At 71.1% G+C, this 23,703-nt stretch carries 19 protein-coding genes and 4 pseudogenes; 11 read left to right on the forward strand and 12 right to left on the reverse strand.

The genetic code is table 11. The features are described 5' to 3' along the window. Positions 1–369, reverse strand: a 369-nt coding sequence (locus tag AB0A69_RS22745; RefSeq protein WP_361424842.1) for a transposase family protein, incomplete at its 3' end; no start/stop codon positions are given. A 952-nt stretch (positions 370–1,321) separates the two neighbouring features. On the opposite strand from AB0A69_RS22745, the pseudogene AB0A69_RS22750 reads away from it, so the two are divergent. Then, positions 1,322–1,574, forward strand: a pseudogene (locus AB0A69_RS22750) (MMPL family transporter); the annotation flags it as partial. A gap of 181 nt (positions 1,575–1,755) precedes the next feature. On the opposite strand, the gene AB0A69_RS22755 reads toward AB0A69_RS22750, so the two are convergent. Together AB0A69_RS22755 and AB0A69_RS22760 are read right to left on the reverse strand one after the other, a co-directional pair. Then, positions 1,756–2,247, reverse strand: a complete 492-nt coding sequence (locus tag AB0A69_RS22755; protein WP_361424845.1) for a hypothetical protein — start codon at positions 2,245–2,247, stop codon at positions 1,756–1,758. A 441-nt stretch (positions 2,248–2,688) separates the two neighbouring features. Next, on the reverse strand, positions 2,689–3,165 hold the full coding sequence (locus tag AB0A69_RS22760) for a hypothetical protein (protein ID WP_361424848.1): 477 nt from the start codon (positions 3,163–3,165) through the stop codon (positions 2,689–2,691). Between the two features lie 362 nt (positions 3,166–3,527). Here AB0A69_RS22760 and AB0A69_RS22765 point away from each other — a divergent pair, with 362 nt between their 5' ends. Then, the gene (locus AB0A69_RS22765; RefSeq protein WP_361424851.1) at positions 3,528–3,881 is read left to right on the forward strand and encodes a hypothetical protein; all 354 of its coding nucleotides are present in this window, start codon (positions 3,528–3,530) and stop codon (positions 3,879–3,881) included. A gap of 270 nt (positions 3,882–4,151) precedes the next feature. On the opposite strand, the pseudogene AB0A69_RS22770 reads toward AB0A69_RS22765, so the two are convergent. After that, positions 4,152–4,337, reverse strand: a pseudogene (locus AB0A69_RS22770) (hydrolase); the annotation flags it as partial. A gap of 185 nt (positions 4,338–4,522) precedes the next feature. On the opposite strand from AB0A69_RS22770, the gene AB0A69_RS22775 reads away from it, so the two are divergent. The 4 genes from AB0A69_RS22775 to AB0A69_RS22790 all read left to right on the forward strand — a co-directional run bounded on the left by AB0A69_RS22775 (position 4,523) and on the right by AB0A69_RS22790 (position 8,103). Further along, the gene (locus tag AB0A69_RS22775; RefSeq protein WP_361424854.1) at positions 4,523–4,912 is read left to right on the forward strand and encodes a hypothetical protein; all 390 of its coding nucleotides are present in this window, start codon (positions 4,523–4,525) and stop codon (positions 4,910–4,912) included. Positions 4,913–5,614: 702 nt separating this feature from the next. Then, the gene (locus tag AB0A69_RS22780) at positions 5,615–6,229 is read left to right on the forward strand and encodes a hypothetical protein (RefSeq protein ID WP_361424857.1); all 615 of its coding nucleotides are present in this window, start codon (positions 5,615–5,617) and stop codon (positions 6,227–6,229) included. Positions 6,230–6,488: 259 nt separating this feature from the next. Further along, positions 6,489–6,884 (forward strand): hypothetical protein, encoded by a 396-nt coding sequence (locus AB0A69_RS22785; protein WP_361424860.1) that lies wholly within the window; start codon positions 6,489–6,491, stop codon positions 6,882–6,884. A 646-nt stretch (positions 6,885–7,530) separates the two neighbouring features. Continuing rightward, positions 7,531–8,103 (forward strand): antibiotic biosynthesis monooxygenase, encoded by a 573-nt coding sequence (locus AB0A69_RS22790; RefSeq protein ID WP_361424863.1) that lies wholly within the window; start codon positions 7,531–7,533, stop codon positions 8,101–8,103. 94 nt (positions 8,104–8,197) lie between these two features. Here the strand turns inward: AB0A69_RS22790 and AB0A69_RS22795 are convergent, their stop codons facing one another. Continuing rightward, complete coding sequence (locus AB0A69_RS22795) at positions 8,198–8,881, reverse strand: DUF4232 domain-containing protein (protein ID WP_361424866.1); 684 nt, start codon at positions 8,879–8,881, stop codon at positions 8,198–8,200. Positions 8,882–9,194: 313 nt separating this feature from the next. On the opposite strand from AB0A69_RS22795, the gene AB0A69_RS22800 reads away from it, so the two are divergent. Further along, entirely contained in the window at positions 9,195–10,016 is an 822-nt protein-coding gene (locus AB0A69_RS22800; protein ID WP_361424869.1) for an APH(3'') family aminoglycoside O-phosphotransferase, read from the forward strand. Positions 10,017–10,172: 156 nt separating this feature from the next. On the opposite strand, the gene AB0A69_RS22805 is transcribed toward AB0A69_RS22800, so the two are convergent. The 3 genes from AB0A69_RS22805 to AB0A69_RS22815 all read right to left on the reverse strand — a co-directional run bounded on the left by AB0A69_RS22805 (position 10,173) and on the right by AB0A69_RS22815 (position 14,023). After that, entirely contained in the window at positions 10,173–11,051 is an 879-nt protein-coding gene (locus AB0A69_RS22805; protein WP_361424872.1) for a glycosyltransferase, read from the reverse strand. Positions 11,052–11,552: 501 nt separating this feature from the next. Then, positions 11,553–12,677 (reverse strand): tetratricopeptide repeat protein, encoded by a 1,125-nt coding sequence (locus tag AB0A69_RS22810; RefSeq protein ID WP_361424875.1) that lies wholly within the window; start codon positions 12,675–12,677, stop codon positions 11,553–11,555. Continuing rightward, positions 12,674–14,023 carry an ATP-binding protein gene (locus AB0A69_RS22815; protein WP_361424878.1) on the reverse strand — a complete coding sequence of 450 codons (1,350 nt, stop codon included), beginning with the start codon at positions 14,021–14,023 and terminating at the stop codon, positions 12,674–12,676. The genes AB0A69_RS22810 and AB0A69_RS22815 overlap by 4 nt, the downstream gene beginning before the upstream one ends. 163 nt (positions 14,024–14,186) lie before the next feature. On the opposite strand from AB0A69_RS22815, the gene AB0A69_RS22820 reads away from it, so the two are divergent. Next, positions 14,187–15,548, forward strand: coding sequence for a hypothetical protein (locus AB0A69_RS22820; RefSeq protein WP_361424881.1), 1,362 nt, complete (start codon positions 14,187–14,189; stop codon positions 15,546–15,548). 35 nt (positions 15,549–15,583) lie between these two features. Here AB0A69_RS22820 and AB0A69_RS22825 read toward each other — a convergent pair whose 3' ends face one another. After that, entirely contained in the window at positions 15,584–17,101 is a 1,518-nt protein-coding gene (locus AB0A69_RS22825; protein ID WP_361424884.1) for a PLP-dependent aminotransferase family protein, read from the reverse strand. Between the two features lie 64 nt (positions 17,102–17,165). Between AB0A69_RS22825 and AB0A69_RS22830 the strand changes: the two genes are divergently transcribed. Beyond that, positions 17,166–18,371 carry an aminotransferase class I/II-fold pyridoxal phosphate-dependent enzyme gene (locus AB0A69_RS22830; protein ID WP_361424887.1) on the forward strand — a complete coding sequence of 402 codons (1,206 nt, stop codon included), beginning with the start codon at positions 17,166–17,168 and terminating at the stop codon, positions 18,369–18,371. A 265-nt stretch (positions 18,372–18,636) separates the two neighbouring features. Here the strand turns inward: AB0A69_RS22830 and AB0A69_RS22835 are convergent. Further along, a pseudogene (locus AB0A69_RS22835) lies at positions 18,637–18,984 on the reverse strand (MerR family transcriptional regulator); the annotation flags it as partial. Positions 18,985–19,011: 27 nt separating this feature from the next. Next, complete coding sequence (locus AB0A69_RS22840) at positions 19,012–19,779, reverse strand: SDR family oxidoreductase (RefSeq protein WP_361424890.1); 768 nt, start codon at positions 19,777–19,779, stop codon at positions 19,012–19,014. 195 nt (positions 19,780–19,974) lie between these two features. On the opposite strand from AB0A69_RS22840, the gene AB0A69_RS22845 reads away from it, so the two are divergent. Next, positions 19,975–20,439 (forward strand): hypothetical protein, encoded by a 465-nt coding sequence (locus AB0A69_RS22845; protein ID WP_361424893.1) that lies wholly within the window; start codon positions 19,975–19,977, stop codon positions 20,437–20,439. A gap of 129 nt (positions 20,440–20,568) precedes the next feature. Here the strand turns inward: AB0A69_RS22845 and AB0A69_RS22850 are convergent, their stop codons facing one another. Continuing rightward, positions 20,569–21,411 carry a hypothetical protein gene (locus AB0A69_RS22850; protein WP_361424896.1) on the reverse strand — a complete coding sequence of 281 codons (843 nt, stop codon included), beginning with the start codon at positions 21,409–21,411 and terminating at the stop codon, positions 20,569–20,571. Between the two features lie 291 nt (positions 21,412–21,702). On the opposite strand from AB0A69_RS22850, the pseudogene AB0A69_RS22855 reads away from it, so the two are divergent. Then, a pseudogene (locus AB0A69_RS22855) lies at positions 21,703–23,594 on the forward strand (ATP-binding cassette domain-containing protein). The last annotated feature ends 109 nt before the right edge of the window (positions 23,595–23,703 follow it).

Raw genomic sequence — 23,703 nt, forward strand, 5'->3', positions numbered from 1 at the left:
CGACTGCTCGGCGATGGTGTGGTCGCGGGTGGGGACCAGGGTGCCGTCCACGATGAGCACGGTGTTCTTGCGGAACCGCTTGCGCGGCTGGAGCGTGAGCGCCGGTCCGAGGTGGTCGATGATGCGGTCGGCGGCCGACTTGGACACCCCGAACAGCGGGGCCAGTTGGCGCAGAGTGAGGTTGGCCCGCCAGTACGCGGCGACCAGCAGCACGCGGTCCTCCAGTGGCAGGCTCCAGGGCCGGCCCTTGCGCACCGGGTCCGCACCCTCGCGCCGGAGCGCGGTGATCAGCTTGCCGAACTGGCGTGGGCTCAGCCCGGTGAACGGGGCTATCCAGGAGGGCTCCGACGCCGTGATCACACCAGACACGACAAGATCATCTCACCCGTGGCCAGCAGTTACGGGACAGCCCTTAATCAACCCAGCACAGGCGGCTTTCCGCCCCCTGGCCACGCTGGTCAGAGGGCACGGCATGCCCGAGCCGCCTGCCTTCGTTCACCTGCCAGCGCAGAGAGTTATCGTGGTGTTCGAGGATTCGGAAGGGTCCGAGCCTCAGATCCGTACCTCTTGATCTGTCCCACGAACTCCGACAGTGATCAGGCGATGGTGGCGTCTCGCGCTTGGACCCGTGCTGGGTCGAGGTGGAGTTCGTACGCGGTGTAGCACTCGCTGATCTCTGTCCCCACTGCAGTGCCGCAACGGCACAGTCGATTCAGCCCGCCCTGGCCATGCAGCCCGCAGCAGCCTCCGTGGTCCCCTTCAAGGTCGGGCAGCAGGTCCGGCGCGTCGTCGGGATGGAGAACGATCGTGTTTCGGGGGCCTGCGGATGTGAGGAATCCGTCTCCGTCGGGATCGGCAACAGCCGGGCCTCCGGGAAATACTGCGACGCATTCGGCCGTGGGAAGGAACGGGGCGCCCCATGGCTCGGGCTCCAGAGCATAGAACCCCTGCTGCATGGTGGCCGGGGCCCGGCGGTACCCGTCGGGTCCGATCCCTCCGTCGAACTCGGGCCTGACCAGCGTCTCGGACAGCTGCACAGGCCTGGTCAGAGGGCGGGCGCAGGCGGCACAAACAAAAGTGATCACACGAAGTTCTAGCCCGCCGGAGCCGCATCAGCAAGAGTCTGCTTCCGGACTACTGCAGCAGGATCATCTTGCGTAGGGGGCCGAATCCGGCTCGGCCGTAGGGCTGCCTCTTGATCTTCTTGCTGCGTCACGGCGCCTTCGATGCTGCCCGAGCTCCAGCCCAGGGTGAGGCCGGCGGTCACGGTGTCGAGGTCCCGGAGCAGGTGGAGCGCGAAGCCGGTGAGCCCGGGTAGCCGGCCGGCCTGATGGGCATCGAGGAAACCGGACCGGTCATGTCGATGATGCCGATCTGGCGGTCGGCAGGTCTCGGCCGGCCATGGACTACCAGGTGTTCCTCGCAATCCGGATCCGTAAGGCTCGCGTCCACCGCGAGCAACCGAGCCAGGCCCTGGTGACTGGCTTCCGGCACGCGCTCGGGTCGTCACGGCCGCGGCCGTGACCATGAGGACCGTCTTCGCCGGCTCCACCCAGTCCATGGTCCCGGTCGTCCCGGCACTGCTCCGCAAGCCGGGTTGGTGGCTGCCGCAGCCGCTGGACCGGGGACCGGGCCCTGCCCGACATCGGCCGGGAGCTGGTACGCACCTGACGTATCGCCTCCGGCACCGCCAGCCGGTGAGGGCCCCCGCGGGGTCGGGGGTACCCTCGCCGGCTGCCGCGCGGGGCGTCGGGCTCAGCCGCCCTGGAGCCGCAGCCGGAAAGCGGGGCAGACGTCCGGGTCGTCCTCCGCGTAGAGATAGGTGCGTCCGTCACCCTCGGCGATCGACAGGGAATCGAGGGTGTCCCCGTCCAGAAAGCGGTGCGGTGCGGTGAAGGAGAGGGACAGGTGCCCGAACTCGGTGGCCGAGGTGCCGCCCTGCACCACGGACCAGGTGCCGGACCCGTCGAAGGACTCGCCGAGTTCGTCCCGGTACCAGTCTCCGGTCGGCCAGTCGTGCACGGTGACCGTGCCACTGCCCGGCTCGCTCTGCGACGCCTTCAGGGTGAGCGTCACGCCCTGCGCGTCACCCTCGCCCCGGTAGGTGCCGGCGAGTTCCCCGGAGGTCGCGCCGGCCGCCTGCTTCCCCATGCAGCCCTCGACAGCGGTGGACGCCGACGAACAGCCCGGCAGGCAGGTCAGCAGAGCCAGCACGGCGGCGGCCGCCGGCAGACGTGCTCGGGGCATCGGCTCACTTCTCCTTCACCGGAATGCGCTCGGTCCAGACGGCCTTCTGGTCCACGGACGAGAAGACGCCCTCCTCGCGGTTGAACCTGTTCCAGTATCCCAGAGGCCATGGAGGGCGTCAGTGACGGCGATGAGTTGGGTGCGCTCGTCATGCAGAGGCAGAAGTCGCCCCAAAGACGCGGTACGGCTCCGCAGGCCCGTCCGGCACCATTACCAGACCAATGTCTTGCCTGCTCCGAAACGGAGATGCTTCATTCCGTCACGTGATATTTCCCGCTTTTCGCCGTTCGTAGGAGAGATGGCGTGCGAGCGGATTCGGTTCCGCAGGACCGCGTCCAGACCGTCGACGGAGGTGCTCCCTGTGCTCGGCGAGACGGCCGACGTAGGGGGTTCATGGGACGCAATGGACTTCCCGTTGCGCTGCCGCCGCCGAACGCCACGTCATGAAACAGGCCTCGTGGTGACCAGGAGATAGTCGAAGTACAGCGGATACCCCTCTTCGTCGGCGGGGTATGCGTAGGAGCTGTTGTTGGCGAAGGACATCTTGAGCTCGGGAAAGGCGTACGTTCCGAAATCATCGTCGTAGGACAGCGAGTGCCCGTTTCCCTGCAGCCGTTCAACCAGCTGCTCACTGGGAATACGAAAGACATCCAATCCGTCGAAAGCAGCCCGGATATTCGCGTCTTCCTTGCGGAAACGCCACAGCTCCACCCCGATCAGTGTCCCGCCTTCGGGGAATGACAGGACGAATTGAAAGGCGGAGTCGTCGAGATTGACGACGAAAACCCCCGGCGGTCGCTCGCGCCCGGGCTGACTGCTGATCCGGCCCAGCCTTTCTCCAATCTCCATCGCCTCGTCGAAGGGCATACCGAACCGGAAAGGGCCCACGCCGACGTGCGGCTGGATCTCGATGTCCATGCTCGCTCCACTCACTCACGTGTTCACTCACCGAAGGTGCCCCGCAGTAGCGCGGCCTCGTCGATGCTCCAGCAGCGCGCAGTCAGCATGTCCTATCGCGTCGGTCATCACCGGCCCGCCACGGCACAGGGACGGGCAGCCGCTCTGTGGGAGAGCGTTCGATGCGATTGTGGCGTGAACCGTTTGCCGCCGAAGTTTGACCGGGGACCGTCTACGCGGGGCGTTGGTGCCGCCCGTAGGTTGTACGCCGGCAACAGGGCGGCGCCGAGTGACCGTCGGCGCCGCGTCACTCTCACCGCGGGCCAACTCGGGGGATCCAACAGGGGGACCCGGCCCGTGACACCGGGAAGGAAACCGACCCGATGAACATTCGTAAACGCCTCGCCCTCTGCTCAGCCGCCGTGGCAGTGGGCTCCAGCCTGGCCTTCGCCCCGCTGGCCTCGGCGGCCCCGCAAGCCGCCGCCAGCTGCCCCTACCCGTACGTCTGCTTCTACAAGGGCTCCACGAAGACGGGCCAGTTCAAGGACGTCACCAGCAGCTGGCAGAACCTCGGTTCCAGCAAGGGCGCCACCTCGATGGTGAACACCCGCCGCGACGACGTCGTGTACACGCACTTCACCAACGGCAAGACCTGGTGCACCCCGCCCAACACCACCACCACCTTCAACTCGTGGGTGGTCGACAAGATCCGTATCAGCTCCGCTTCCAGCTGCTGACCCGCAACAGCGACGGCCCGCACTCACGCGAAGGAGAGTGCGGGCCGTCCGCGATATGCCATCGGTGTCCCCGCGCCACTGCGGATCGCGTCCCACCTGCTGTGACTCCCGTGGACGGTCACCAGTCGTCGTCCCGTGGCGAACCACTCGATGCTGTGGCGCCTGTCGGTGCAGCCCAATGCTGTTGGCCGGGTGGCAGATGGGGTCGGCGGGCGTGTGCCGGGCGGGGCACGGGCGGTGCGCCGGGCCTCTTGTCCGGGTGGGCGTAGCCCCGCACATTGCCTGCCGGTAGAGGGCTGAGAGCGCGTCGTCGATGGGGTGGTGCTGCGGGCCGCCGGAGGGGTCGGGCCTGTTCCATCTGATGAGGTTGATCGCGATAGGCATCTGCCGCTCGCCGTCGGTGCTGGTCGGAGACATCGTTCCGGCTCCCCAAACTGTGCCGTCGTGGCCCCAGAAGACGCCGCAGTGGGTGGCGGCTTTGTGCAGCGCGGCGCCAGGGCGGGATGCTCCTCCAGCATGTCGTCGGTCGTCGCATAGGGTGCTGCCGCGAGGGTGTCCACGTCGTTTGCCATAAAACGATCTTGGACACCCTTGTCCACGTCTCCGCAGGCACCCCTTGGACCGCACACCAGGAGGAACCGGTGTCACACCCGCAACTGTTCACCCCCGAGGAGAAGCTCGCCCACGCGAAGAAGCTGTTGAACCTCCCGCGCATCGTCGCGATCTGCGGCTCCACCCGCTTCATGACCGACATGAACGAGGCCGATCTGCGGGAGACCAAAGCCGGAAAGATCGTCGTCAAACCGGGCTGCGACATGAAGGCGCCACACGAACTCTGGTCCGATCCTGTCGAGGCCAAGGCGCTGAAGGTTCGACTCGACGATCTGCACCGGGCGAAGATCCGGCTCGCCGATGAGGTGCTCGTAGTCGGCGACTACATCGGAGACAGCACCCGAGCCGAGATCGCCTACGCCCGGTCGCTGGGCAAGCCCGTGCGGTTTACGCACCCCGAAGTCGACCCTGACGCCTGACCGCCCGCGGCCGCCTCGACAACCAGGGTCGGCAGCCCGCCGTCTGACCGTCTCGCGGTGGCTTCGGCCGCGGCCCACCCCACACCCTCCGCAGGCATCCCTTGGAATTGATCTTCTAGGCCAAGGCGCGCCGCAGGACCGGCAGGTACCGGGCCACTGGTGCAGCTCGACCGGCACGCCGGCCCGCAGCAGGGCGAGCGCGTAGTTAGTCGATGTCCTTGTCGCGGCTGGGGCAGAGTTCGGCGGGCACCGTGCGGTCCTCGACGTCCATGCCGGTCGTGTCGGGCGGGGGCACCGCGGCGGCGAGTTCGGCGAGCTGCGCGCGGGTGGCGGCGGAGTCTTTCAGGTCGGCAGGGGGAACAGTGCGATGAACGCTTCGAGTTCGGGATCTATGACGGCCATCCTCCGTGCCTGCCGCCCTCGCCGGCATCCGCCAACCGTCGCCCTTCCGGGGCGATCAGCGCGCCGATCGGCGCCTATGCCGGGCCATGGAGTCACTGGTCGTACGGCTGTCACAGCTCGATACGCAAGTCGAAGGCGCGATCCGCGTCGTGATGTTCTACGACACCCTGCTGCGCCGCTCACGGGCACGGGGCGAGTGATCCGCATGGCGCCCGATGGCCGGCAGGCAACCGACGGCCCGCCCGGACCTGCGTCGAGTATGGCGTCCATCATCCTGGACGAGGAGGAGATCGGCACGGTGTGGCTGGAGCGCCCCCCACTGCGCCCAATCCGCTCGACGACGTACTGCTGGACCGCCTCGCGCTGGCCGCCGCGGCGGTCGTCGAGCGCTACGGCCCTGCCCGCACCACCATGGCCGACCCCGCCCTGATCGAGGTCGTCATCAGCTCCGGCTGCGACGAGGCGGCCCGAGTGCGTGCACTGCGGCTGCTTGGCTTCGCCGCCGACCTGCCGGTACGGGCCGTCGCCGTACGCTCCCGGCTGCCGCTCGACCGGATCGGCAGCCTGAGCTGCCCGGCCCGCCCGGTGAAGGCGGCACACCTGGCCGACGTGGGCGTCCTCCTCTCCACCACGGTGGACGCGACGTGTCTTCCGGCAGGGGTACGCGCGAGCATCGGCGCCGCCGAAAGCCCCGCCCGCTCCTGGCAGCAAGCCCACACCGCGCCGACCGGTCGTCCCCTACGACACGCTGGGGGCGCTGGTGCTCCTGGCGCAGGTGCCGCACGAGGGGGCGCGGGACAACGCCGACGTGGCCGCCATCGCCCACATCCTGGGCATCGAGCTGACCGAGCCCGCCGGACCGATCCGATCCGGGCCGGGCTCGCGCTGACAGCATGGCGGCTGCTCGACGACTGAACCACGACCATGCCGCGCCGCAACGACCGCCCGCACCGGGCGGCGGACGGCCACGCGCCCGCTGTCACAGGCCGTGCGACGCCTTTTGCCCCGGTTTTGCCCCGGCCAGCGAACCCCGTGGCCACAGGAGCCGCAGGTGGGAACATCAGGGGACGGCATGTGGGGAACGACCAGTCGCGCAAGGCTCCGGGACGGACCTTTCCGGGGTGCCGCTGCCCGGGCACGCGACCGTTGAGGGGTGCTGCTAGCTTCAGGCGGCATGCGAACACATGACTACGACCTGGACTTCCGCGACCGGGCCAGGCGGGTGCGGGCGTGGGGCATCGGACTGCTGTCCGCGGCCACGGTGTTGTGGGTGTGGTGCGCCGTACTGCTCATGACGCCGTACGAGGCGGACACGGACGCCGGCGACCAGTACCCGGCCGAATGCGAGTCACGTCTGTTCACTGACCGGGCTACCGCCAATGACGGCCTGCGCCGCGGAGACTGGTGTCAACACGAGCGAGACTGGCCCGAGGCCCTGGCCGTCCTGGGGCTTTCGCTGCCGGTCTCCCTCGCCGGAGCGATCATGTTCACCAGCGGCAGCGTGAGCTGCCGGATGAGCGCCCACTGCGAAGCGATGCGGCACCTCGACCAGCCCGCCACCTCATCCTGAGCCCTGGGGCGCTGAGCTTGCTGCCCATGCATCCCGATGCCGACGATGCGGGCCAGGAAACCACGATCGGCACCTCGCGCCGCAAGAGATACCCGGCACGGGCAGCTTCCTGCCGCGGCCGGCAGATCAAGGCGCTGCGCGCGCTCCAGCCAGCTGTACGCCCATCCCGCGCGGGCGACCAGGACCGGCCCGGCGGGGGCGGCGCCGTAGGGGCGCCGTTTTGCCAACGGCGTCCTCGGGCCCGTGCACAGCCTCCATGTGCCGGCGCCGGACCGCCATCGCACCGGCGCAGAAAGCGCACGTGCGCGACGGCGATCCTGATCGTCACCAAGACCATGCGCGGTTGTGCGGCCGTAGCCACGGCACCGGCCGACCGTCCGGTCTGACCATGAACGAGGGAAACCACCGCACAGCCGGTGTGGGCCTCGCGCGCGCTGCCGCTCGCCCCGCCGACCACGCCGTGATGGCGGCCGTCGTAGTGGTGTGGCAGCCCGCGCGGTGCGGTGCGCCGTCGCCGCCTCCCGGGGCTCCCGGAGGCTCCCGGTGACGCGACGCACCGGCCGGGCAGCCCAGGCGGCCGGGCCGGGCGGTGGGGTGACACCGTAAGGTGTCCCTGGGCGCGGCGTGAGACGAGGAGGACCATCGAATGTCTGCGCCGAGCCTTGAGCACGCCGCCGTCCCCGCCGATGCCGGGGAGGTGACCCTGCTGATAGCCCGCCAAGTGGAACCCGGCTACGAAGCCGCCTTCGAGCAGTGGGCACAGGGAATCCTCGACTCCGCGTCCCGCTTCCCAGGACACCTCGGGTACGGGCTGTTCCGCTCCTCCGGAGACGGCGCCCCCTGGTTCCTGGTACACCGCTTCCGTGACGCGGAGGCGTGCCGGGCCTGGCAGGAGTCACCACAACGCGCGGCATGGTTCGCCAACTGCGAGGGACACCGCCACACGGAAATCGCCCGGCGCGAGTTGACCGGCATGGAAACATGGTTCGCCAAGCCCGGCTCCACGCGCCCCGCACCCCCGCGCTGGAAAATGGCCATCAGCGCCACCCTCGCGATCTACCCGATCACACTGCTCGGCAGTTACGTCCTCGTGCCGCACCTGACGATGCTGCCCGTGGCGGTCGGCAGCGCCGTCATCGCATGCGTCTACAACGTCCTGATGACCTACGCCGCCATGCCGGCAGTCAGCCGCGTCCTGCGCCGATGGCTCAACGGTTGAAACGCCCGACCTCGGACACCCGACGGAACAGCGCAGCATGGCCGGCCGCCAACGCCGCCCGCCCGCTCGTCGAGCCCTCGTGCGGTTCGGCCCGTCACCTTGCGAACATGTACCTCTGGACGGCCTTGAGGTCCTTGTTCCAGAGGGTGACCTGTGGGTTCGAGCCGACGTGGAAGAACGTCACCCCGGTGGGCAGTTCGGCGCTGATCGGGTTGCCTGCCTCGGTGTTGGGAACGCGGCCCTGGAAGCCGACGGTCAGCGTCTCGACGGTGGCCACCTTCTCCTCCACGCGGTACAGGAGCAGGCCCGCGTACGCCTTCTGCTTCGGGCCGATGGTGGCGAGGCCCCGCGTCGGGGACTCCATCGGCACGACGGGCGGCAGGCTGTCGTTCTCGAAGGTCACGGTCGGGTGGTGGTACAGCGTGCAGGGTCGGTCGCCGTTGTTGACGGCTGTGAGGAGTAGGTGCCGGAGCTCGTCGCGCGGTTCGGCCGTGGCGGTGATGGTGACGTTCTCGTCGCTGCAGGGGACGGCTGCGGTCGGCTCAGCGGAGGCGGTGGGCTTCGGCGGAGCAGTGGGGTCGGCGGAAGGGCTCACGCTGGACTGGCTCGGCTTCGCCGAACCCGTCGCGCTCGGAGTGCCGGACGAAGTGCCGCCGGTGCCAGGATCCGTGCCACCCGGCTCGCAGGCGGTGGTCGACAGAAGCGTGGCGACGGCGACTATCCCCAGCGTGTAGCTCTTCCAGTTCTTCCCGTTCTTGCGGGCAGCGGCAGCGTGCATGGTGATCCCCCGTATGCGGTGCCATGAACCGGCCGATGTGACCGACCCTGGAAAATTCTGCGCGCTCGGCGCGTTCGCGGACCGCGTCCCATCTGGCCGTTACGGACCCAGCACAGGGAGGTCATCGTTCCGTGCAGCCCTTTCGGGGTCGTCTGGAAGTGAGGGCCTAGCCGGGGCCGCCCGGCGCCGCATGCAGGCCCCGGCCCATGGCGGCTCCGCCGTACTGCCGCCCTGCAGCTCTACAGGGCAGACGCGCGTTCCTGCGGGAAGTTGCGGTCCCGAGGCCCGTAGCGGGCTGGTTAAGGTGGCCGTCATGAGCGATCACCCCGGGCTTCAGGCCATATCCCCGGCGTTCCTCGGTCTCGACGACGGCGACTGGGTGGCCGTCACCACGGGCGAGTCGGGAGCCGCTGTCTTTCGCAGCGGGGACGCCACCCGGTATGCCAAATGCGTTTCCGCCGCGGATGCAGCCGACCTTGAGGCCGAGCGTGACCGGGTCGCCTGGCTGAACGGTCAGGGTGTACCCGGTCCCCGAGTGCTCGACTGGCACTCCGGTGACGCGGGCGCCTGCCTGCTGACCAGTGCCGTCTCCGGGATACCGGCTGATCAGGTGCCCGCTGAGGATCTGCAGGTCGCCTGGGAGCGCATCGCGGACGCGGTCCGCCGACTGCACGAGGTGCTCGTGTCGCAGTGCCCATTCCGCCGGGACCTGGACGGCATGGTCGCTGTGGCGCGCGACGTCGTGGCCCGTAACGCCGTCAACCCGGAGTTCCTGCCCGACGAACAGCAGCACACGCCCCCGTCCGAGCTGTTGGACCGCCTCACCCGACAGGTGCCACGGCGGCGGGAGCAGGAAGCCGCCGACACGGTCGTCTGCCACGGAGACCTGTGCCTGCCGAACATCATCCTCGATCCGGAGACCTTGGATGTGTCGGGCTTCATCGACCTGGGCCGCCTCGGACTGGCCGACCGCTACGCCGACTTGGCGCTGCTGCTCGCCAACGCGCGAGAGACATGGGCGGACGAGGAGCGGGCGCGGGCCGCGGACATGGCGTTCGCCGAGAGGTACGGCATCGTCCTCGACCACGACCGCCTGCGCTTCTACCTCCATCTCGACCCGCTCACCTGGGGCTGACCGATGGTGGTCAGGGCGTTCGGCGCGGGCGCTGCGCCGTGCGGAACGTCCGCACGATGCCGTTGAGCTCTGCGGTTGGCGCCGGATCGGATCACCCTGCCTCGGCCGTGGGACACCACGGGCATGCGCCGGTCGTCCTCCGGCACGCGAAGGCAGTCAGAAGACAGGAGGCCTGCCCGCACGGGTGAGTCGCATGGCCGTCGTCCAGCTCATGGGGGACCGTGTTCCGTGGCCTCCTCCGAGGCCCTCGGTGAAGCCCTTGATCGAGGCCCGGCGCGCTGAGTGGCCGCGCACGCGCCACAGGGTGAGGAGGGTCCACGTGAGGAGGTTGAAGGGGATCAGCAGGCGCGGGAGGTTACGGCGGGCCAGCCACACTCGGTTGCGGGCGTTGAGCCTGTGGAAGCTGTCGTGGCGGGCCGGGTCGGTCGCCGGGTGGTGGACGACGACCTCCGGCCGGTACAGCCCGAGGCCCCCGTGGTCCCACAGCCGCCAGGCCAGGTCGATGCCCTCGTGGAAGAGGAAGAAGTGCCCCGGCCAGCCGCCGGCCGCTTCGAAGGCCGAGCGCCGGATCATGACGACGCCTTCCGCCATGACGGTGACGACACCGGGCTCGGCGGGATTCGATGCGCGCAGGCGCGGGATCCAGCGGCGCAGCGTCACGCCGGTGTCCGGGTCGGCGATGCGGGGTTGCACGTACGCCGCCCGCGGGACGCGTCGGAACTCGGCGGCGAGCCGGGCGAGCGCGTCGGGGTCGGGGATGTGGGCGTCGTTGTCGAAGAAGAAGAGGTAGTCGCCGTTGACGTTGGCTGCCCCGACGTTGCGTCCCTCGGGGATGCCGACGTTCTCCTCCAGTGCGACGGTACGCACGCCTGGTGGAACCTGGCGCGGTGTGCAGCCGTTGCCCACGACCACCACGTCGAGGTCGATGCCCTCCTGGGCGAGGAGGGAGTCCATGGCGCGGGGGAATTCCTCGGGCCGGTCGTTCATGGTCAGTACCACGGCGCCGACGGTGGGGCGAAAAGCGTCTGTGCTCATGAGAGTGCGTCCTTCACTTCGGCGCGAGGGAGGGGGCGGGCGGCTTGCCTGGTGTGCATCGCATCGCTACGCCTCGGGCGCGTCCCACCTCGGTGGCCGAGCTGTCGTGCTGCTTGTTCCAAGCCGAGTGCGTGCGCACCCTGCTGGGCCGGAGTGGTGCACCGTGGGGAATTCCTGGGGCCGTCGGGGCGGTCCGGACAGGTTGTGCAGCACGACTCTCTTCGGGCCGGAGCCGAGGTGGCCCGAACGCGTACCCCGCCCGCCTCTCCGACGGATTGGGGGGCGGCCGCCCCTGGTGGCGGTGATGAACTCCCGCACCGGGTCGGCGGACTCCTTCCGCGAGGAGGAGCGGACGCCGTGCACGGTGGTCGTGGAGCCGGTCATGACTCCACAGTGTCCTAGGGGAGCCAGGCGCTCGCGGTGAACGCCGTACCCCTGGACGTATGTCGGAACAGCGGGCTGTACGGCCTGCCGGTCGCGGAGTGCGCCCGCTCGTTCGCGTCAGCCGGTCTTCTTCCGGTCGAACCACATCGTCGCCGCCGCGGGGACCAGGCCGGCCCAGAACAGCACGTGCGGGACCGTACGGTCCGTCCAGGGGATCTGGGTGATCAGCAGCGCGCAGAGCATGGCCCACGCCGCCTGGCCCAGGACGATCCGGGGCCACGCGCGACGCCGTACGAGGGAGCGCAGGTTGACCCGGATACCGGCGCGGAGGCGGCGGTACCGCAGCAGGGCGCCCAGGGCCCAGATGACGGCCATCGGGACGAGGTCCCAGAGCCGCTGGCCGAGCGGCAGGGGGAGCTCGCGCCGGGTCTCGCCCTGGGTGGCGAACAGGTCGACGCCCACGGCGGCGAGGGCCAGGCAGAGCAGGGCCAGCCAGCGGACGCCGCGCAGCAGGCGGTAGGAGGCCTCGTCCAGGCCGCGCCGCATCGGCGCCGAGTCGGGGGCGGAGGCCAGGGCGTCGGCGTACAGGGTGGCGGCCTCCGCCGCCTTGACGCCGGGGGCCGCCGCCGTCCTCTTCGTCCACCGTTCCAGGGCTTCCTCGTGCTGCGGGTCGAGGCGGAGGATGGCCTCGTCGAGCTGGTCGGCGGCGTTCCGGTCGCCCGCCAGGTCGGCGATCGACCACGCCACCTCGTAGGCGTACACCTCCTCAGGCCCCAGCCGGATGGCCTCCCGGGCCAGGTCGCCGGACTCCCGCAGGGCGGCCAGATACGCCTCGCGCGGGATCTCGCCGCCGTTGGCCTGGCCGGCGCGGAACGACTTGACGCGCCAGAGCCAGTTGGCGAGCAGGGCGTAGCCGTACCAGTAGTCGGGGGCGAGGCGGATCACCTCGCGCAGCACACCCTCGGTCTCCGGGAAGCGGCGCGCTTCCCGCAGGGCGTGCGCGTGCATGACGAGCGCCCCGATGTCCTCGGGGTCGAGCGCCAGCGCCCGCTCCGTCGCCTCCAGGGCCTTGGCGCCGTCCTTCTCGTCGCACAGGTGGCTGCGGGCGAGCTTGACCCAGGCCCGTACGTCCTCCGGGTCCTCCGCGAGCCGGCGGGCCAGCAGGTCCCTGGCCTCGTCGTACCGCTTGAGGTCGATGAGCAGGTCGGCCCGCTCCACGGCGGGGTGTACGGCCGTGGTCACAGCTTGCGCCTCTTCTTCAGGTAGGTGACCAGGTCGTCGTACATGCCGCCCTGGTTGGCGAACATGGCCACGTTCCGCGCGGAGGCGAACCACGGCTCGGCGGACGGGACGACCTCCTTCGCGGCGGCCAGCAGGTCCTTCATGCCGATCATGCGGACGGTTCCGGTGCGCGCCGAGTCCAGCAGCGCCCGCTCCGCGGCCGCCTCGCAGACATGGGCCAGGTCCGCGCCGGACAGGCCGTCGGTGGCCTTGACGAGCTTGCCCAGGTCGATGTTCTCGATGGGCCGGTCCCGCAGGTGGTAGCGGAGGATCGCCTCACGCGCGGCGGCGTCCGGCGGCAGGACGAGGATCGTCCGGTCCAGGCGGCCGGGGCGGCGCAGGGCGAGGTCGACGTCCCAGGGGACGTTGGTGGCGGCGAGCACGAACACGCCCTCGTTGGCCGCCGAGTCGATGCCGTCGAGTTCGGTGAGCAACTGGTTGACGGTGTTGCGCATGCCGCTGTGCGCGGTGCGGCTGCGCTTGGCGCCGAGGGCGTCGAGCTCGTCCAGGAAGATCACGCAGGGCGCCTGGCGGCGGGCGGTCTCGAAGACCTCGTGCATGTTGCGCTCGGAGTTGCCCATCCACATGTCGAGCACGTCGTTGATCGAAACCGACAGGAACGCGGCGCCGAGTTCCCCGGCGACGGCCCGCGCGATGAACGTCTTGCCGCAGCCGGGCGGACCGTACAGCAACAGGCCGCCGCGCAGGCTCTTGCCGTACAGCCTGCGCAGTTCCGGGTTGCGCAGCGGGGCGAGGAAGGCGGCCTCCAGGCGGTCCTTCACGCCCTGCATGCCGCCGACGTCGGCCAGCCGTACGGTGCCGGGCCCCTCCACGTCCCACGCGTCGGCGTCCCCGGGGTCGTCCTGCCCGTCCGCGCGGACCGGCGTCTCGACGAAGCGCGGCGGCACGACGTCCCCGACCTGCTGCTCGGCGGCCTTCCAGTCGAACCCGGGCCGCCGGTGCGGCGGTTGTCGCGTCGGCGCCGGTGCCGACGGCGAGGCCGGTGTGCCCGGTGCGACCGGCGCCGCCGATGCCGCTGGTGCCGCTGGTGCCGCCGATGCCTCCGGTGCCGCCGGCGCCGCCGATGCGGCCGGTGCCGCCGGGGTGCCCATCGCCCGGGCCATCAGGTCCCGGGCCTGGGCGTCGCCCGGCGCGTGCTGGAGGGCCGCGGCCGCCTCGGCGACGGCTTCGTCTGACCGGCCCGCGTCCAGCAGGAGTTGGGCGAGGTGCAGTCGCAGGGGTACGTCGGTGGGTGCGGCGGCGACGGCGGTACGCAGACTCTGGAGGAGCGGGGAGTCGTCGGGCATGATCCACAGCCTACGCCCGGCGTACGACGGGGGTTCGGGGTGGTGTGCATACGGGCGTGGGCTGGACCGCTTGACCGGCCGACGGACGCGCTGGACGCCGCCGAGCGCGTAGGAGCCCCACCCGGCACCGCCCCGGTGCGGGAACGGCCGTTAGGGTGCGGCGATGGACGCCGCCACACTCGACCGCCGGACGCGCATGCACGACGAGTGCGTGCCGCCGGATCTCGTCGACCGCCTCCTCGCCCTCGGTCACGCCGACGTCGTACGCGCCCAGGCCGTAGCGGAAGACGGCGACTGGTTCTGCGCCCGCGCCTGGGCGCGCCTCCTGGCCGACCGGGGCCAGCGGGAGGAGGCACTCGGGGTGCTGGCCCCGTACGTCGACACCGGCTGGTGGACGGCGGCCGCGGAGGCTGTCCGGCTGTTGGACGAGGGGGGCCGGGGCGAGGAAGCCATCACCCTCGCCCGGCCCTTCGCGGAAGACGGGGAGCGGTGCGCGCTGCGCGACCTCGCGATGGTGCTCGCCCGGCACGGGCGGGGTGAGGAGGCTTACGCGCTGCTGCTGCCCCACGTCGCGGACTGGCTGCTCGCCGAGGCCTTGGTCGAGGTGGGCCTCGGGCTGGGCCGGGGCGAGGAGCTCACGGCACTGCTGGCGGCCCGGCTCGACCCCGAGCGCCCGTGTCCCCGGTGCGGCGGCCCGGAGTGCGGCGGACGGTCCCGGGAGCCGTTCAACGCCGTGCACCTGCTGGCATCGGTACACGAGAGGCAGGGCCGGACGGATGAGGCGATCGCGGTGCTGCGCACGCACGGCTCCGTACCGGTCGACAACCGCGACCCGCTGGCCGAACTGCTCGTGCGGCACGGCCGGATCGACGAGCTGCGTGCTTACGCGACGGGTGAGGGCCGTCCGGCAGCCGTCGAACGTCTGGTGCGGGTGCTGGAGGCCCAGGGTGACGTGGACGGCGCGGTCGAGGTGTATCGACGGCATGCGGAGGACCATGGCGGACACGCGCTCGCGCTGCTGGCGCACCTGCTCGCCCGGCACGGGCGGGGTGGTGAGGCCATCGACGTGCTGCGGGCGGAAGGCGGGAGCGCCGACGACTGGATGCTCGACGTGCTGTGTGGTCTGTTCGCCGCTGCGGGCCGCGCCGAGGAGGGACTCGCGTACCTGGACGCCCTCAAGGACCGGCGGGGCCGGGAGGAGTGGGAGTTGTTCCGGCTCCGGGGCCCGCTCATGGCGGCCTGCGGGCGACTCGACGAGGCGGTGGAGGAGGCCCGCGCGCATCCGGAGGGCGCGAGCCCGTACGCGGTGCAGAGCCTGGCCGGTCTGCTGGCCGGTGCCGGGCGCCCGGAGGAGGCCGTCGCGCTCCTGGACGCGGACCGCCTGAACCACCGGCGCGTCCTTGGTCCGCTGCTGGTGGAGCTGGGCCGGGTCGAGGAGGCCGTGGCGCTGCTGCGGGCGCCGCGTCCCGCGCTGGTCCCGTGGCCCGAGCCGGCCGCGGGTTTCAGCGCCTGGGACCCTTTCTAGGTGAGGCCGGGGCGGGGGCGCTGGGGGCCGGGCGTTCAGAGGGTGATCGCGTTCAGAGCCGCTGGGGCCGGCTCCGGCCTTGGACTGCTCGGTGTGATGGCGCTGGGTGTGGTGGCACTGGGTGCGGTGGCGCTCGGTGCGGTGTCGTCCGGTGCGTACTCGTGCCAGGCCGTGGCTAGCCGTCGTGCCGCCTCCGACAGGACGTCGGGGTCCTGGAGGAAGTGCAGGCGCAGGCGTGCGGTACTGCCGCCGAGCGTGTCCATCGTGGCTCCGGGCAGGACTGCCACCCCGTGGCGGAGCGCGACTTGGGTGAAGGCGACGCCGTCACCGTACGGGAGGTGCACCCAGAGGGTCTGGCCGCCTGTGGCCGGTGGGCAGGTCCAGGACGGCAGCAGGCGGGCCAGTTCGGCCCGGAGGTGGTCGTGGGCGGCGCGCAGGGTCCGTACCCGTGAGTCCGTGAGCGGTTCGTAGGCGTCCAGCAGGCGGGTCGCCACCAGTTGCGCCGGCACGTCACTGCCCAGGTCGTGGATGGCCTTGAGCCGGGCCAGCCGGGAGATCAGTGCCGCGGGGCCGCGCACCCAGCCGATGCGCAGCCCGCCCCACACGACCTTGCTGAGCGATCCGACGCCGATGACCTCGCCGTAGGAGGACAGGGGCGGCGGCGCCGGTGCGGGGTCGAACGCGAGGTCGGCGAGCACCTCGTCGTCGACGAGAGGCACTCCCAGGCTGTTGGCTGCCTCGACGAGGCGGCGCCCGGGCAGGGGCGGCAGCACGGTGCCGGTCGGGTTGTGGAAGCGGGGGATGACGTAGGCGAAGGCGGGGCGGTGGCGGTCCATCACCCTGATCGCCTCTGTCACGTCGATGCCGTCCGGCCCCACGGCCACCGGGTGCGGTATCGCCGCCGCCTCCCTGAGCAGGTCGAGCGCCCCCGGGTACGTCGGCGACTCGATCAGCACCCCGTCGCCGGGTGCGACCAGCAGCCGGATCAGCAGCGCCAGTGCTTGCTGGGCGCCGGTGGTGACCAGGATCTGCTCCGGACCGGTGGGAACACCTCGCCGGGCGTACCGCGCCGCGATCGCCGTCCGCAGTGCCGGCAGCCCGGCCGGGTGGTAGCCCAGATCACCGTCCGGCAGGGTCATCGTCCGGTACGCCTGCGTCACTTCGGGCGTCAGGCCCAACGGTGCCGCGCAGCTCAGCAGGATCACGCCGTCCGGCGCCTCCAGCAGGTGGAGGAAGAGCGGGTTGGACGTCTCGCGCACGCGGGGACCCGGCGGAATCGCGGCCCGCGCGACGCGTGTTCCGCTGCCCTGGCGCCGCACCAGGCGCCCCTCCTGGCGCAGGGTGTCGTACGCCGTCACGACCGTGGTCCGGCCGACCGCGAGCGCGGCGGCGAGCCGCCGGTCGGGCGGCAGCAGGGTGCCGGCGGTCAGCAACCCGTCGTCGATCAGCTGCCGGAGGCGGGCGGCGAGGAGCAGGTACAGCGGACCACGGCCGGCCGACCAGCGGCCGAGGCGGGCGACAAGGTCGTCGAGGGGAAGAGGAATTGGTTCCATCGCCGGACCAATCTGACGGGATTGGTCCTGTGGCCGCAAGTGGCTTTCGCCTTCACTAAGTTCCATGAGCCACGACGACACCGCAGCGCTGCGGCCCGAGACCCTCGCCGTTCACCCTCCCGAGGTCCGGGTCACCGGCAGCACACCCCTGGGCGTCCCCCTCCACCAGGGGCACGTCTTCACCTTCGACACCGCCGACGCGATGGCCGAGGCCTTCCACTCGCCCGACGCCTTCGTCTACAGCCGTCTCGGCAACCCCACCGTCCGCGCCCTGGAGGACGCCGTCGCCCGGCTGGAAGGCGGAGCCGCCGCCCTCTCCTACGCCTCCGGTATGGGCGCCATCAACGGTGTCCTGCTCGGCCTGCTCTCCGCCGGGGACCATGTCGTCGCGCAGCGGTGCCTCTACGGCGGTACGTACGCGGTGCTGACCGACCTCGCCGCGCGCTGGGGTGTGGAGGTGACGTACGTCTCCGGAACCGACGCGGAGGAGGTGCGGCAGGCGCTCCGGCCCCGGACACGGCTGCTGTACCTGGAGACCATCGCCAACCCGACCACCCGGGTCGCCGATCTGCCCGCCCTGATCGCGGCCGCCGCCGAGGCGGGCGTGCCCAGCGCCGTGGACAACACCTTCGCCTCGCCGCTGCTGTGCCGGCCGATCGAGTACGGCGCCGACATCGTGATCCACTCGGCGACGAAGTACCTGGCCGGGCATGCCGACGTCCTGGGCGGGATCGCCGTCTTCAAGGACGCCGAACTGTACGGCCGTATCCGCCACTACGCGATCGAACAGGGCGCCATCACCGATCCGTTCGCCGCCTGGCTGACCCTGCGTGGCCTGCAGACGCTGCCGCTGCGCATCGAGCGGCAGAGTGCGAACGCCCGTGAGCTGGCCGGCCGGCTCGCCGCGCACCCGGCGGTGGCGGCCGTCCACCACCCGGCGCTCGCCGACCACCCCGACCACGCGGTCGCGCGGCGGCTGCTGCCGAAGGGCTGCGGCGGGGTGGTCTCCTTCGACCTCGCGGGCGGGCGTGAGGGGGGCCGCACGTTCATCGAGGCGGTGCGCCTGGCCGCCTTGACCGCTTCCCTCGGCGATGTGAAGACCCTGGTGATGCACCCGGCCTCCACCTCCCATCGCCAGCTCGACGCCGCCGCCCTCGACGCGGCCGGCATCGGCCCCGGGCTGGTGCGGATGTCCGTCGGGATCGAGCACGTCGAGGACCTGTGGGCGGACCTGGAGCAGGCGCTGGACCGGGCCACGAAGGCAGCCTGAGGCAGCCCGAGTACGCCGAACGCCCAACGTCGGCACCTGCGGTGCGGGCTCGGGTGACGCCGGAGGCACAGGGGCCCGTCGTCGGCCCGCGTCACTCGCTGACGCCGACCGCCTGGGAGGCGGAAGGGGCATCCCGGTCCCGGCCCGCGGTCCTGCTCCCCGTCCTGGTCCCGGTCCTGGTCCTGCTCTCGGTCACGGCCCCGCGGCCGTGACCTGGACCGGGACCGGGACGGCCGATCAGGCCACCACGGTTGACGGGGCCGCCTCCCGTCTGCTCCCGCAGCGCGGCCTGCAGCCGGTCCCGGACCGCGATCTGGGCCGCGATGCGCTCGTTGAGGACCGCCAGCCGGTCCAGCGCCACCTGCAGGCCCTGGTCCGATGGCGGTGCGGCGGTCACATCACCGTCCAGGCACGGCAGGAACACCCGCACGTCGTCCAGGGTCAGCCCGACCGACAACAGGTGGCGGATGTTGCGGACCCGTACCGCGGCCCGCTCGTCGTAGACGCGGTAGCCGTTGGAAGCCCGCTCGGAGGAGATCAGCCCCGCCTCTTCGTAGTGCCGCAGCGCACGTGGACTCGTCCCCGTTGCCCTGGCCAGAGCACCGATCCGCATCCGTCCCACCTCCTGGACCACGTCCTATCACGCCACGACCGCTCCGCCGTCGACCGGGAGCACCACTCCGGTGATGAACGACGCGGCCGGCGCGGCAAGTTGGGTGATCGCCCAGGCCACCTCCTCCGGGCGCCCGATCCGGCCCAGGGGGGTGTGCGCCAGCTGCCACTCCCGCACCGCGGCCATCCGCTGCGGCGTCAGGCCTTGGTGCTCGCCGATGGGTGTGTCGATCGCCCCGGGAGCGACCGCCACCACCCGGACTCCGCGCGGCGCCAGCTCGACCGCCCAACTACGGGTCAGCAGCTCCAGAGCCGACTTCGTCGCCGCGTACACCGAGCTGCCGGGCCAGGCCCGCTGCCCCACCGAGGTACTGACGTTGACGATCACGCCGCGCGATGCCTCCAGGGGCGCCAGCGCGGCCTGGGCGAGAAGTACCGGAGCGACGAGGTTCGTTCCGAGCTGAGCTGTGATCATCGACGGCGACAGTGTGCCGAGGGCGCCGCTGCGCACGATACCGGCGTTGTTGACCAGTACGTCCAGCCGGCCGTAGCGCTCCAGCACGGCGTGGACGATCCGCTCCGGCTCCCCCGCAGCGGTGATGTCGGCGGGCATCGGCACGATCCCCTCGTGCCCTGCCGCCGTCTCCTTGAGCGGTTCGCTCCGCCGCCCTATCGCGACCACGTGGGCGCCCTCGGCGGCGAAGGCCCGGGCGGTCGCCCGGCCGATGCCGGTGCCGGCTCCGGTGACGACGACGATCCTGCTGCTGTGCGGTGCGGTGGTGTCCATGCGGGTCATCGTGCGACCTTGCCGCCAGTGACAAGGTCAACAGCGCAACTGATCGGCCCGTCTGCCGGAATGCCCGCTGCCGGGTTCCGTGAGCATGGGGTGGCCGTGGCGGGCGTCCCCCGCCCATGCGGATGCCGCCCCGGACCGTGCACTCGGTACCATCACGCCGGGAGGCCGCAGTGGGCCTGGCCAGATGAGGGAGTCATGAGCGAGGACGTGCTGTCGATCATTCCGACCGATCCGCGGTGGCAGCCGGAACGCGATGCGGTCGACCACCTCCTCTCCCTGGTCCGGGAACTGACCCCCGGAGTCGTCGAAGGTGACGCCGAGATCGACGTGACGTGGCACGACGAGATCACCGCCGTCGACTGCGGGGGGAACCTGGAGAGGATCGGCTGTCCCCTGTGCCAGGCGTCCATCGACACGGAGTGGTGGGCTGATCTCCTTGAGGCCCACTGCGACGACGGCTTCACGACGCTCGCGATCGAAGCCCCGTGCTGCGGGGGTTCCACCACTCTGGACGCGCTGGATTACGACTGGCCCTGTGGCTTCGCCCGGTTCGAGGTCGCCATCTGGAACCCCGATTACCCCGCGTTCGGCGAGGAGGAGCTCACGGCGCTGGCGAACCGCCTGGGCCACCCTGTGAAGCAGATCCGGGCCCATATCTGAACGTGACGGCTGCTCAGTGGGTGAGCAGGCCCGCGGGTCCGCGGGTCAGCAGGTCCGCGGGTCAGCAGGTCCGCGGGTCAGCAGGTCCGCGGGTCCGCGGGTCAGCAGGTCCGCGGGTGCGGCTGGGCCTCAGGGTGCCCACGGCAGTCGGAGTGCTTCGAGCTCGGAGTCGTGCAGCAGCGCCTCGATCAGGGCCGGTGGGCCGGCGACCTTGGTCGCCCACAGGTCGTAGTCGGTGCAGAGGACCCACGAGCGATCGTCCGCCCACAGGTTGGACGGGCTGAAGTCGGCCTCGGGGGCGTCGTACAGCAGCTCCGCGTCACCGAGGCGCCCCGCGCGCACACGCAGGGCGTCGAAATCCGTGGTCCTGAGCATCAGCGGGTTGTAGTAGGCCAGGCAGCGGGTGTCCGGGCCCGCCGGAGCGTGCTCGACGAGAACGTCGATCAACCGGTTCCAGGTCGTGCGGTCCAGGCTTCCCTCGGTGGGCGGGAGGATGCCGAGCGGCCAGCTGTCGTGCTTCTTCACCGAGGGGAAGCAACGGTGGGAGGGCAGCAGTCCGTCGGGCACGACGGGGTCGCCGGTCCGCCGGGCGAGTTCCGCCCAGCGCAGCCGTCGCCAGCCGGGGCCGGGGTGCTCGGCGCGGCCGAGTCCGCCTCCTGTGGCGACGCCCACGTCCGTGAGGTCGACGCCCCCGATTCCGAAGGGCTGGACCTGGCCCTGCGCCCTTCGCGCCTGCTGATACTCGTGGTACGAGATCTCGGCCGCCCCCTGCCCGTGCGGGCGTTCGTGCTCCTGCGCGCGCTCGTGCTCCTGGTCCCGCTCGTACATGGGGTTGAGCACCCAGCACGCGTCGGGCATCGCCGGCGGCATGAACCCGGTCACGCCGTCGCCGCACCGTTCGAGCAGCCAGTGGGTCGCGTCGGACGGCGCGAGCGGCCACAGGTCTGACAGCGGGTCGCGGTGCTCGGGCATGCGGACATCATGCCCCTTGCGACCTGCGGCGCTTTCCCGGCCCCCTCCGGCTGCCCACTGATGCCCTCTGGCCGCCTGCGGGAGCGTCACCCGGGCGAGCGGCGGCACCCTCGGCGTTTTGGCCACTGCCGTGCAGAGCCGGGCCCTTTGCGCGGTATGGGTCGATGCATCGCACATGCTCCGTCACGCGCTCTATCTCAAGGTTCACGGTCCGTCCGAAACACAGGTGTTCGAAATTGCCGTGGCGTCGTTGAGCCTCACGACCCAGCCGCGACTGACCAGGGAGGCCACTTGACCTCGGCCGCAACCCACGAGAAGCAGAACACCTCGCCGCCCTTTCCTCCTCCGGCGGAGATCACCTACAGCGGGCAGTACTCCGTCAACCCGCTCGCCGAGGTCTCCTTCCGGCGCATGTGCGCGCAGATCCCGAACGTGCTGCGCGGGATCGCCGGGCTGTCGTGGAGGGTCGACCGGCGCGCGGTGCGGCTCCTGGTCCTGTGCCAGGCGCTCACCGGTGTTTCGGCCGCCGTCCTGCTGACCGCGACCGCCGAGGCCATGGAACCGATCCTCTCGGACGACGCCGTCGCCGACCGGCTCCGCAGCGCTCTGCCCGCACTCGTGGTGGTGGCCCTCGCCGCCGCCCTCGGTCGCGGAGCGGGATCCGCGGCCACCTACGCCGAGCGGCGGATCACGCCGAGGCTGACCACGGAGATGGACACCGCCCTGGTCGAAGCGGTGTGCCGGGTCGAGGCCTCCGCCTACGCGGAGGACGGGTTCTCGGACCGGCAGGAGGCCGCCGAGATGGGCGTGATCCGTACGCACGTGATGGTCGGCGACGCCCAGCGGTTCGTGTCCGCCCTGATCCGCATGGCCACCGCGGGCGGCGTCCTGTCGGTGTTGAACGTGCTGATGCTGCCGCTGCTGTTGCTCGCCGTCCTCCCGGCCGGCATCGGCGCCGTCCTGACCGCCCGGGTGGACTACGAGACCCACTACGCCAACGTGGCCGACCGCAATGTGCGCGGCATGATGCGGTGGTGGTCCACGACCTCGAAGTACGCCGACGAGGTCCGCGCCAACTCGATGACCGACTACCTGGTCTTCTGGTACCGCGCCCTGTCGGACCGGTGCGATCGCCGTACCCTCGCCGCCACACCGCGTACCCTGCGGATCTCCCTGCTCTCCTCGCTGGCCGGCGGTTTCTTCCTCGTCGTCACCTGGGGAGCGCTGGCCTGGCTCGCCGTGTCCGGCCGGATCGAACTCGCCGTCGCCGCCACCGCCGTCATCGCCGTGCAGACGACGCTCGCCGCCCTGTCGCAGGTGGTCCTCAACGGAGCCGCGGTCTTCCACACCAGCCTTTGTACCTCGGCGACATGCAGTCCTTCCTCGACGACGCGGCGCGCCGCGCGCCGAAGCGCGGCCCCCGTACCGTGACCGCCCCGGTCGAGGAGATCAAGGTCGACGAAGCCGTCTACCAGTACCCGGGCAAGGACAAGCCCGCCGTCGACGGCGTGTCCCTCACGCTGCGGCGCGGCGAGATCCTGGCCATCGTGGGGGCCAACGGCTCGGGAAAGTCCACCCTGACCCGGCTGCTGACCGGGATCTACCTGCCCGACAAGGGCAAGGTCACCTGGAACGGCACGGACCTCGCCGACGTCGACCCCGCCACCGTATGGGCGAACACCGGTCTCGTACCGCAGATCTTCGCCCAGTGGCCGCTGCGCGTCCGGGAGAACGTCACACTCGGCCAGCCCCGCACCCACGGCGACGGACCCGTGTGGGACGCCGTCGACGCCGTCGGGCTGCGCGAAGCCGTCGAGGACCTGCCCGCAGGGCTGGACACCCTCCTCGCCCGCGACGTGTTCGGCGGATCGGAGCTCTCCGGCGGCCAGTGGCAGCGCATCGCCTGTTCGAGGGCCCTGTACCGCCGTCCGGGCCTGCTGATCCTCGACGAGCCGACCTCGCAGATGGACCCGCGCGGTGAGCACCAGATCTTCGAGCGGATCAAGGCCATCGCCGCCGAGCGCATCACCATCGTGGTCACCCACCGGCTGGAGAACACGAAGATCGCCGACCACATCGTCGTGATGGAACACGGGCGGATCACCGAACAGGGCCGCTACGACGACCTCGTCCACGCCGGCGGAACCTTCGCCGAGCTCCTGGAGCTGTCGCAGGACCGCTGACCGGCCCGCCGGGCGGGCACTCCGCAGCAGCAGGAGGAAACCATCGGAACCCGGCGTTTCCGGCCCTTGGACGCGCTGCCTCAACCGACTGCCGCTCGACCAGCCGCCC

Origin of the sequence: Streptomyces sp. NPDC045431 (genome assembly GCF_040646655.1) — a bacterium.
Taxonomy (GTDB): domain Bacteria; phylum Actinomycetota; class Actinomycetes; order Streptomycetales; family Streptomycetaceae; genus Streptomyces.

Excerpts from the sequence above, each read along its gene's own strand:
- AB0A69_RS22765 (WP_361424851.1), top strand. The coding sequence starts at position 3,528 with ATGAACATTCGTAAACGCCTCGCCCTCTGCTCAGCCGCCGTGGCAGTG.
- AB0A69_RS22790 (WP_361424863.1), top strand. The coding sequence starts at position 7,531 with ATGTCTGCGCCGAGCCTTGAGCACGCCGCCGTCCCCGCCGATGCCGGG.
- AB0A69_RS22840 (WP_361424890.1), bottom strand. The coding sequence starts at position 19,779 with ATGACCCGCATGGACACCACCGCACCGCACAGCAGCAGGATCGTCGTC.
- AB0A69_RS22785 (WP_361424860.1), top strand. The coding sequence starts at position 6,489 with ATGCGAACACATGACTACGACCTGGACTTCCGCGACCGGGCCAGGCGG.
- AB0A69_RS22830 (WP_361424887.1), top strand. The coding sequence starts at position 17,166 with ATGAGCCACGACGACACCGCAGCGCTGCGGCCCGAGACCCTCGCCGTT.
- AB0A69_RS22795 (WP_361424866.1), bottom strand. The coding sequence starts at position 8,881 with ATGCACGCTGCCGCTGCCCGCAAGAACGGGAAGAACTGGAAGAGCTAC.
- AB0A69_RS22815 (WP_361424878.1), bottom strand. The coding sequence starts at position 14,023 with ATGCCCGACGACTCCCCGCTCCTCCAGAGTCTGCGTACCGCCGTCGCC.
- AB0A69_RS22820 (WP_361424881.1), top strand. The coding sequence starts at position 14,187 with ATGGACGCCGCCACACTCGACCGCCGGACGCGCATGCACGACGAGTGC.
- AB0A69_RS22800 (WP_361424869.1), top strand. The coding sequence starts at position 9,195 with ATGAGCGATCACCCCGGGCTTCAGGCCATATCCCCGGCGTTCCTCGGT.
- AB0A69_RS22850 (WP_361424896.1), bottom strand. The coding sequence starts at position 21,411 with ATGCCCGAGCACCGCGACCCGCTGTCAGACCTGTGGCCGCTCGCGCCG.
- AB0A69_RS22755 (WP_361424845.1), bottom strand. The coding sequence starts at position 2,247 with ATGCCCCGAGCACGTCTGCCGGCGGCCGCCGCCGTGCTGGCTCTGCTG.
- AB0A69_RS22845 (WP_361424893.1), top strand. The coding sequence starts at position 19,975 with ATGAGCGAGGACGTGCTGTCGATCATTCCGACCGATCCGCGGTGGCAG.
- AB0A69_RS22760 (WP_361424848.1), bottom strand. The coding sequence starts at position 3,165 with ATGGACATCGAGATCCAGCCGCACGTCGGCGTGGGCCCTTTCCGGTTC.
- AB0A69_RS22825 (WP_361424884.1), bottom strand. The coding sequence starts at position 17,101 with ATGGAACCAATTCCTCTTCCCCTCGACGACCTTGTCGCCCGCCTCGGC.
- AB0A69_RS22805 (WP_361424872.1), bottom strand. The coding sequence starts at position 11,051 with ATGAGCACAGACGCTTTTCGCCCCACCGTCGGCGCCGTGGTACTGACC.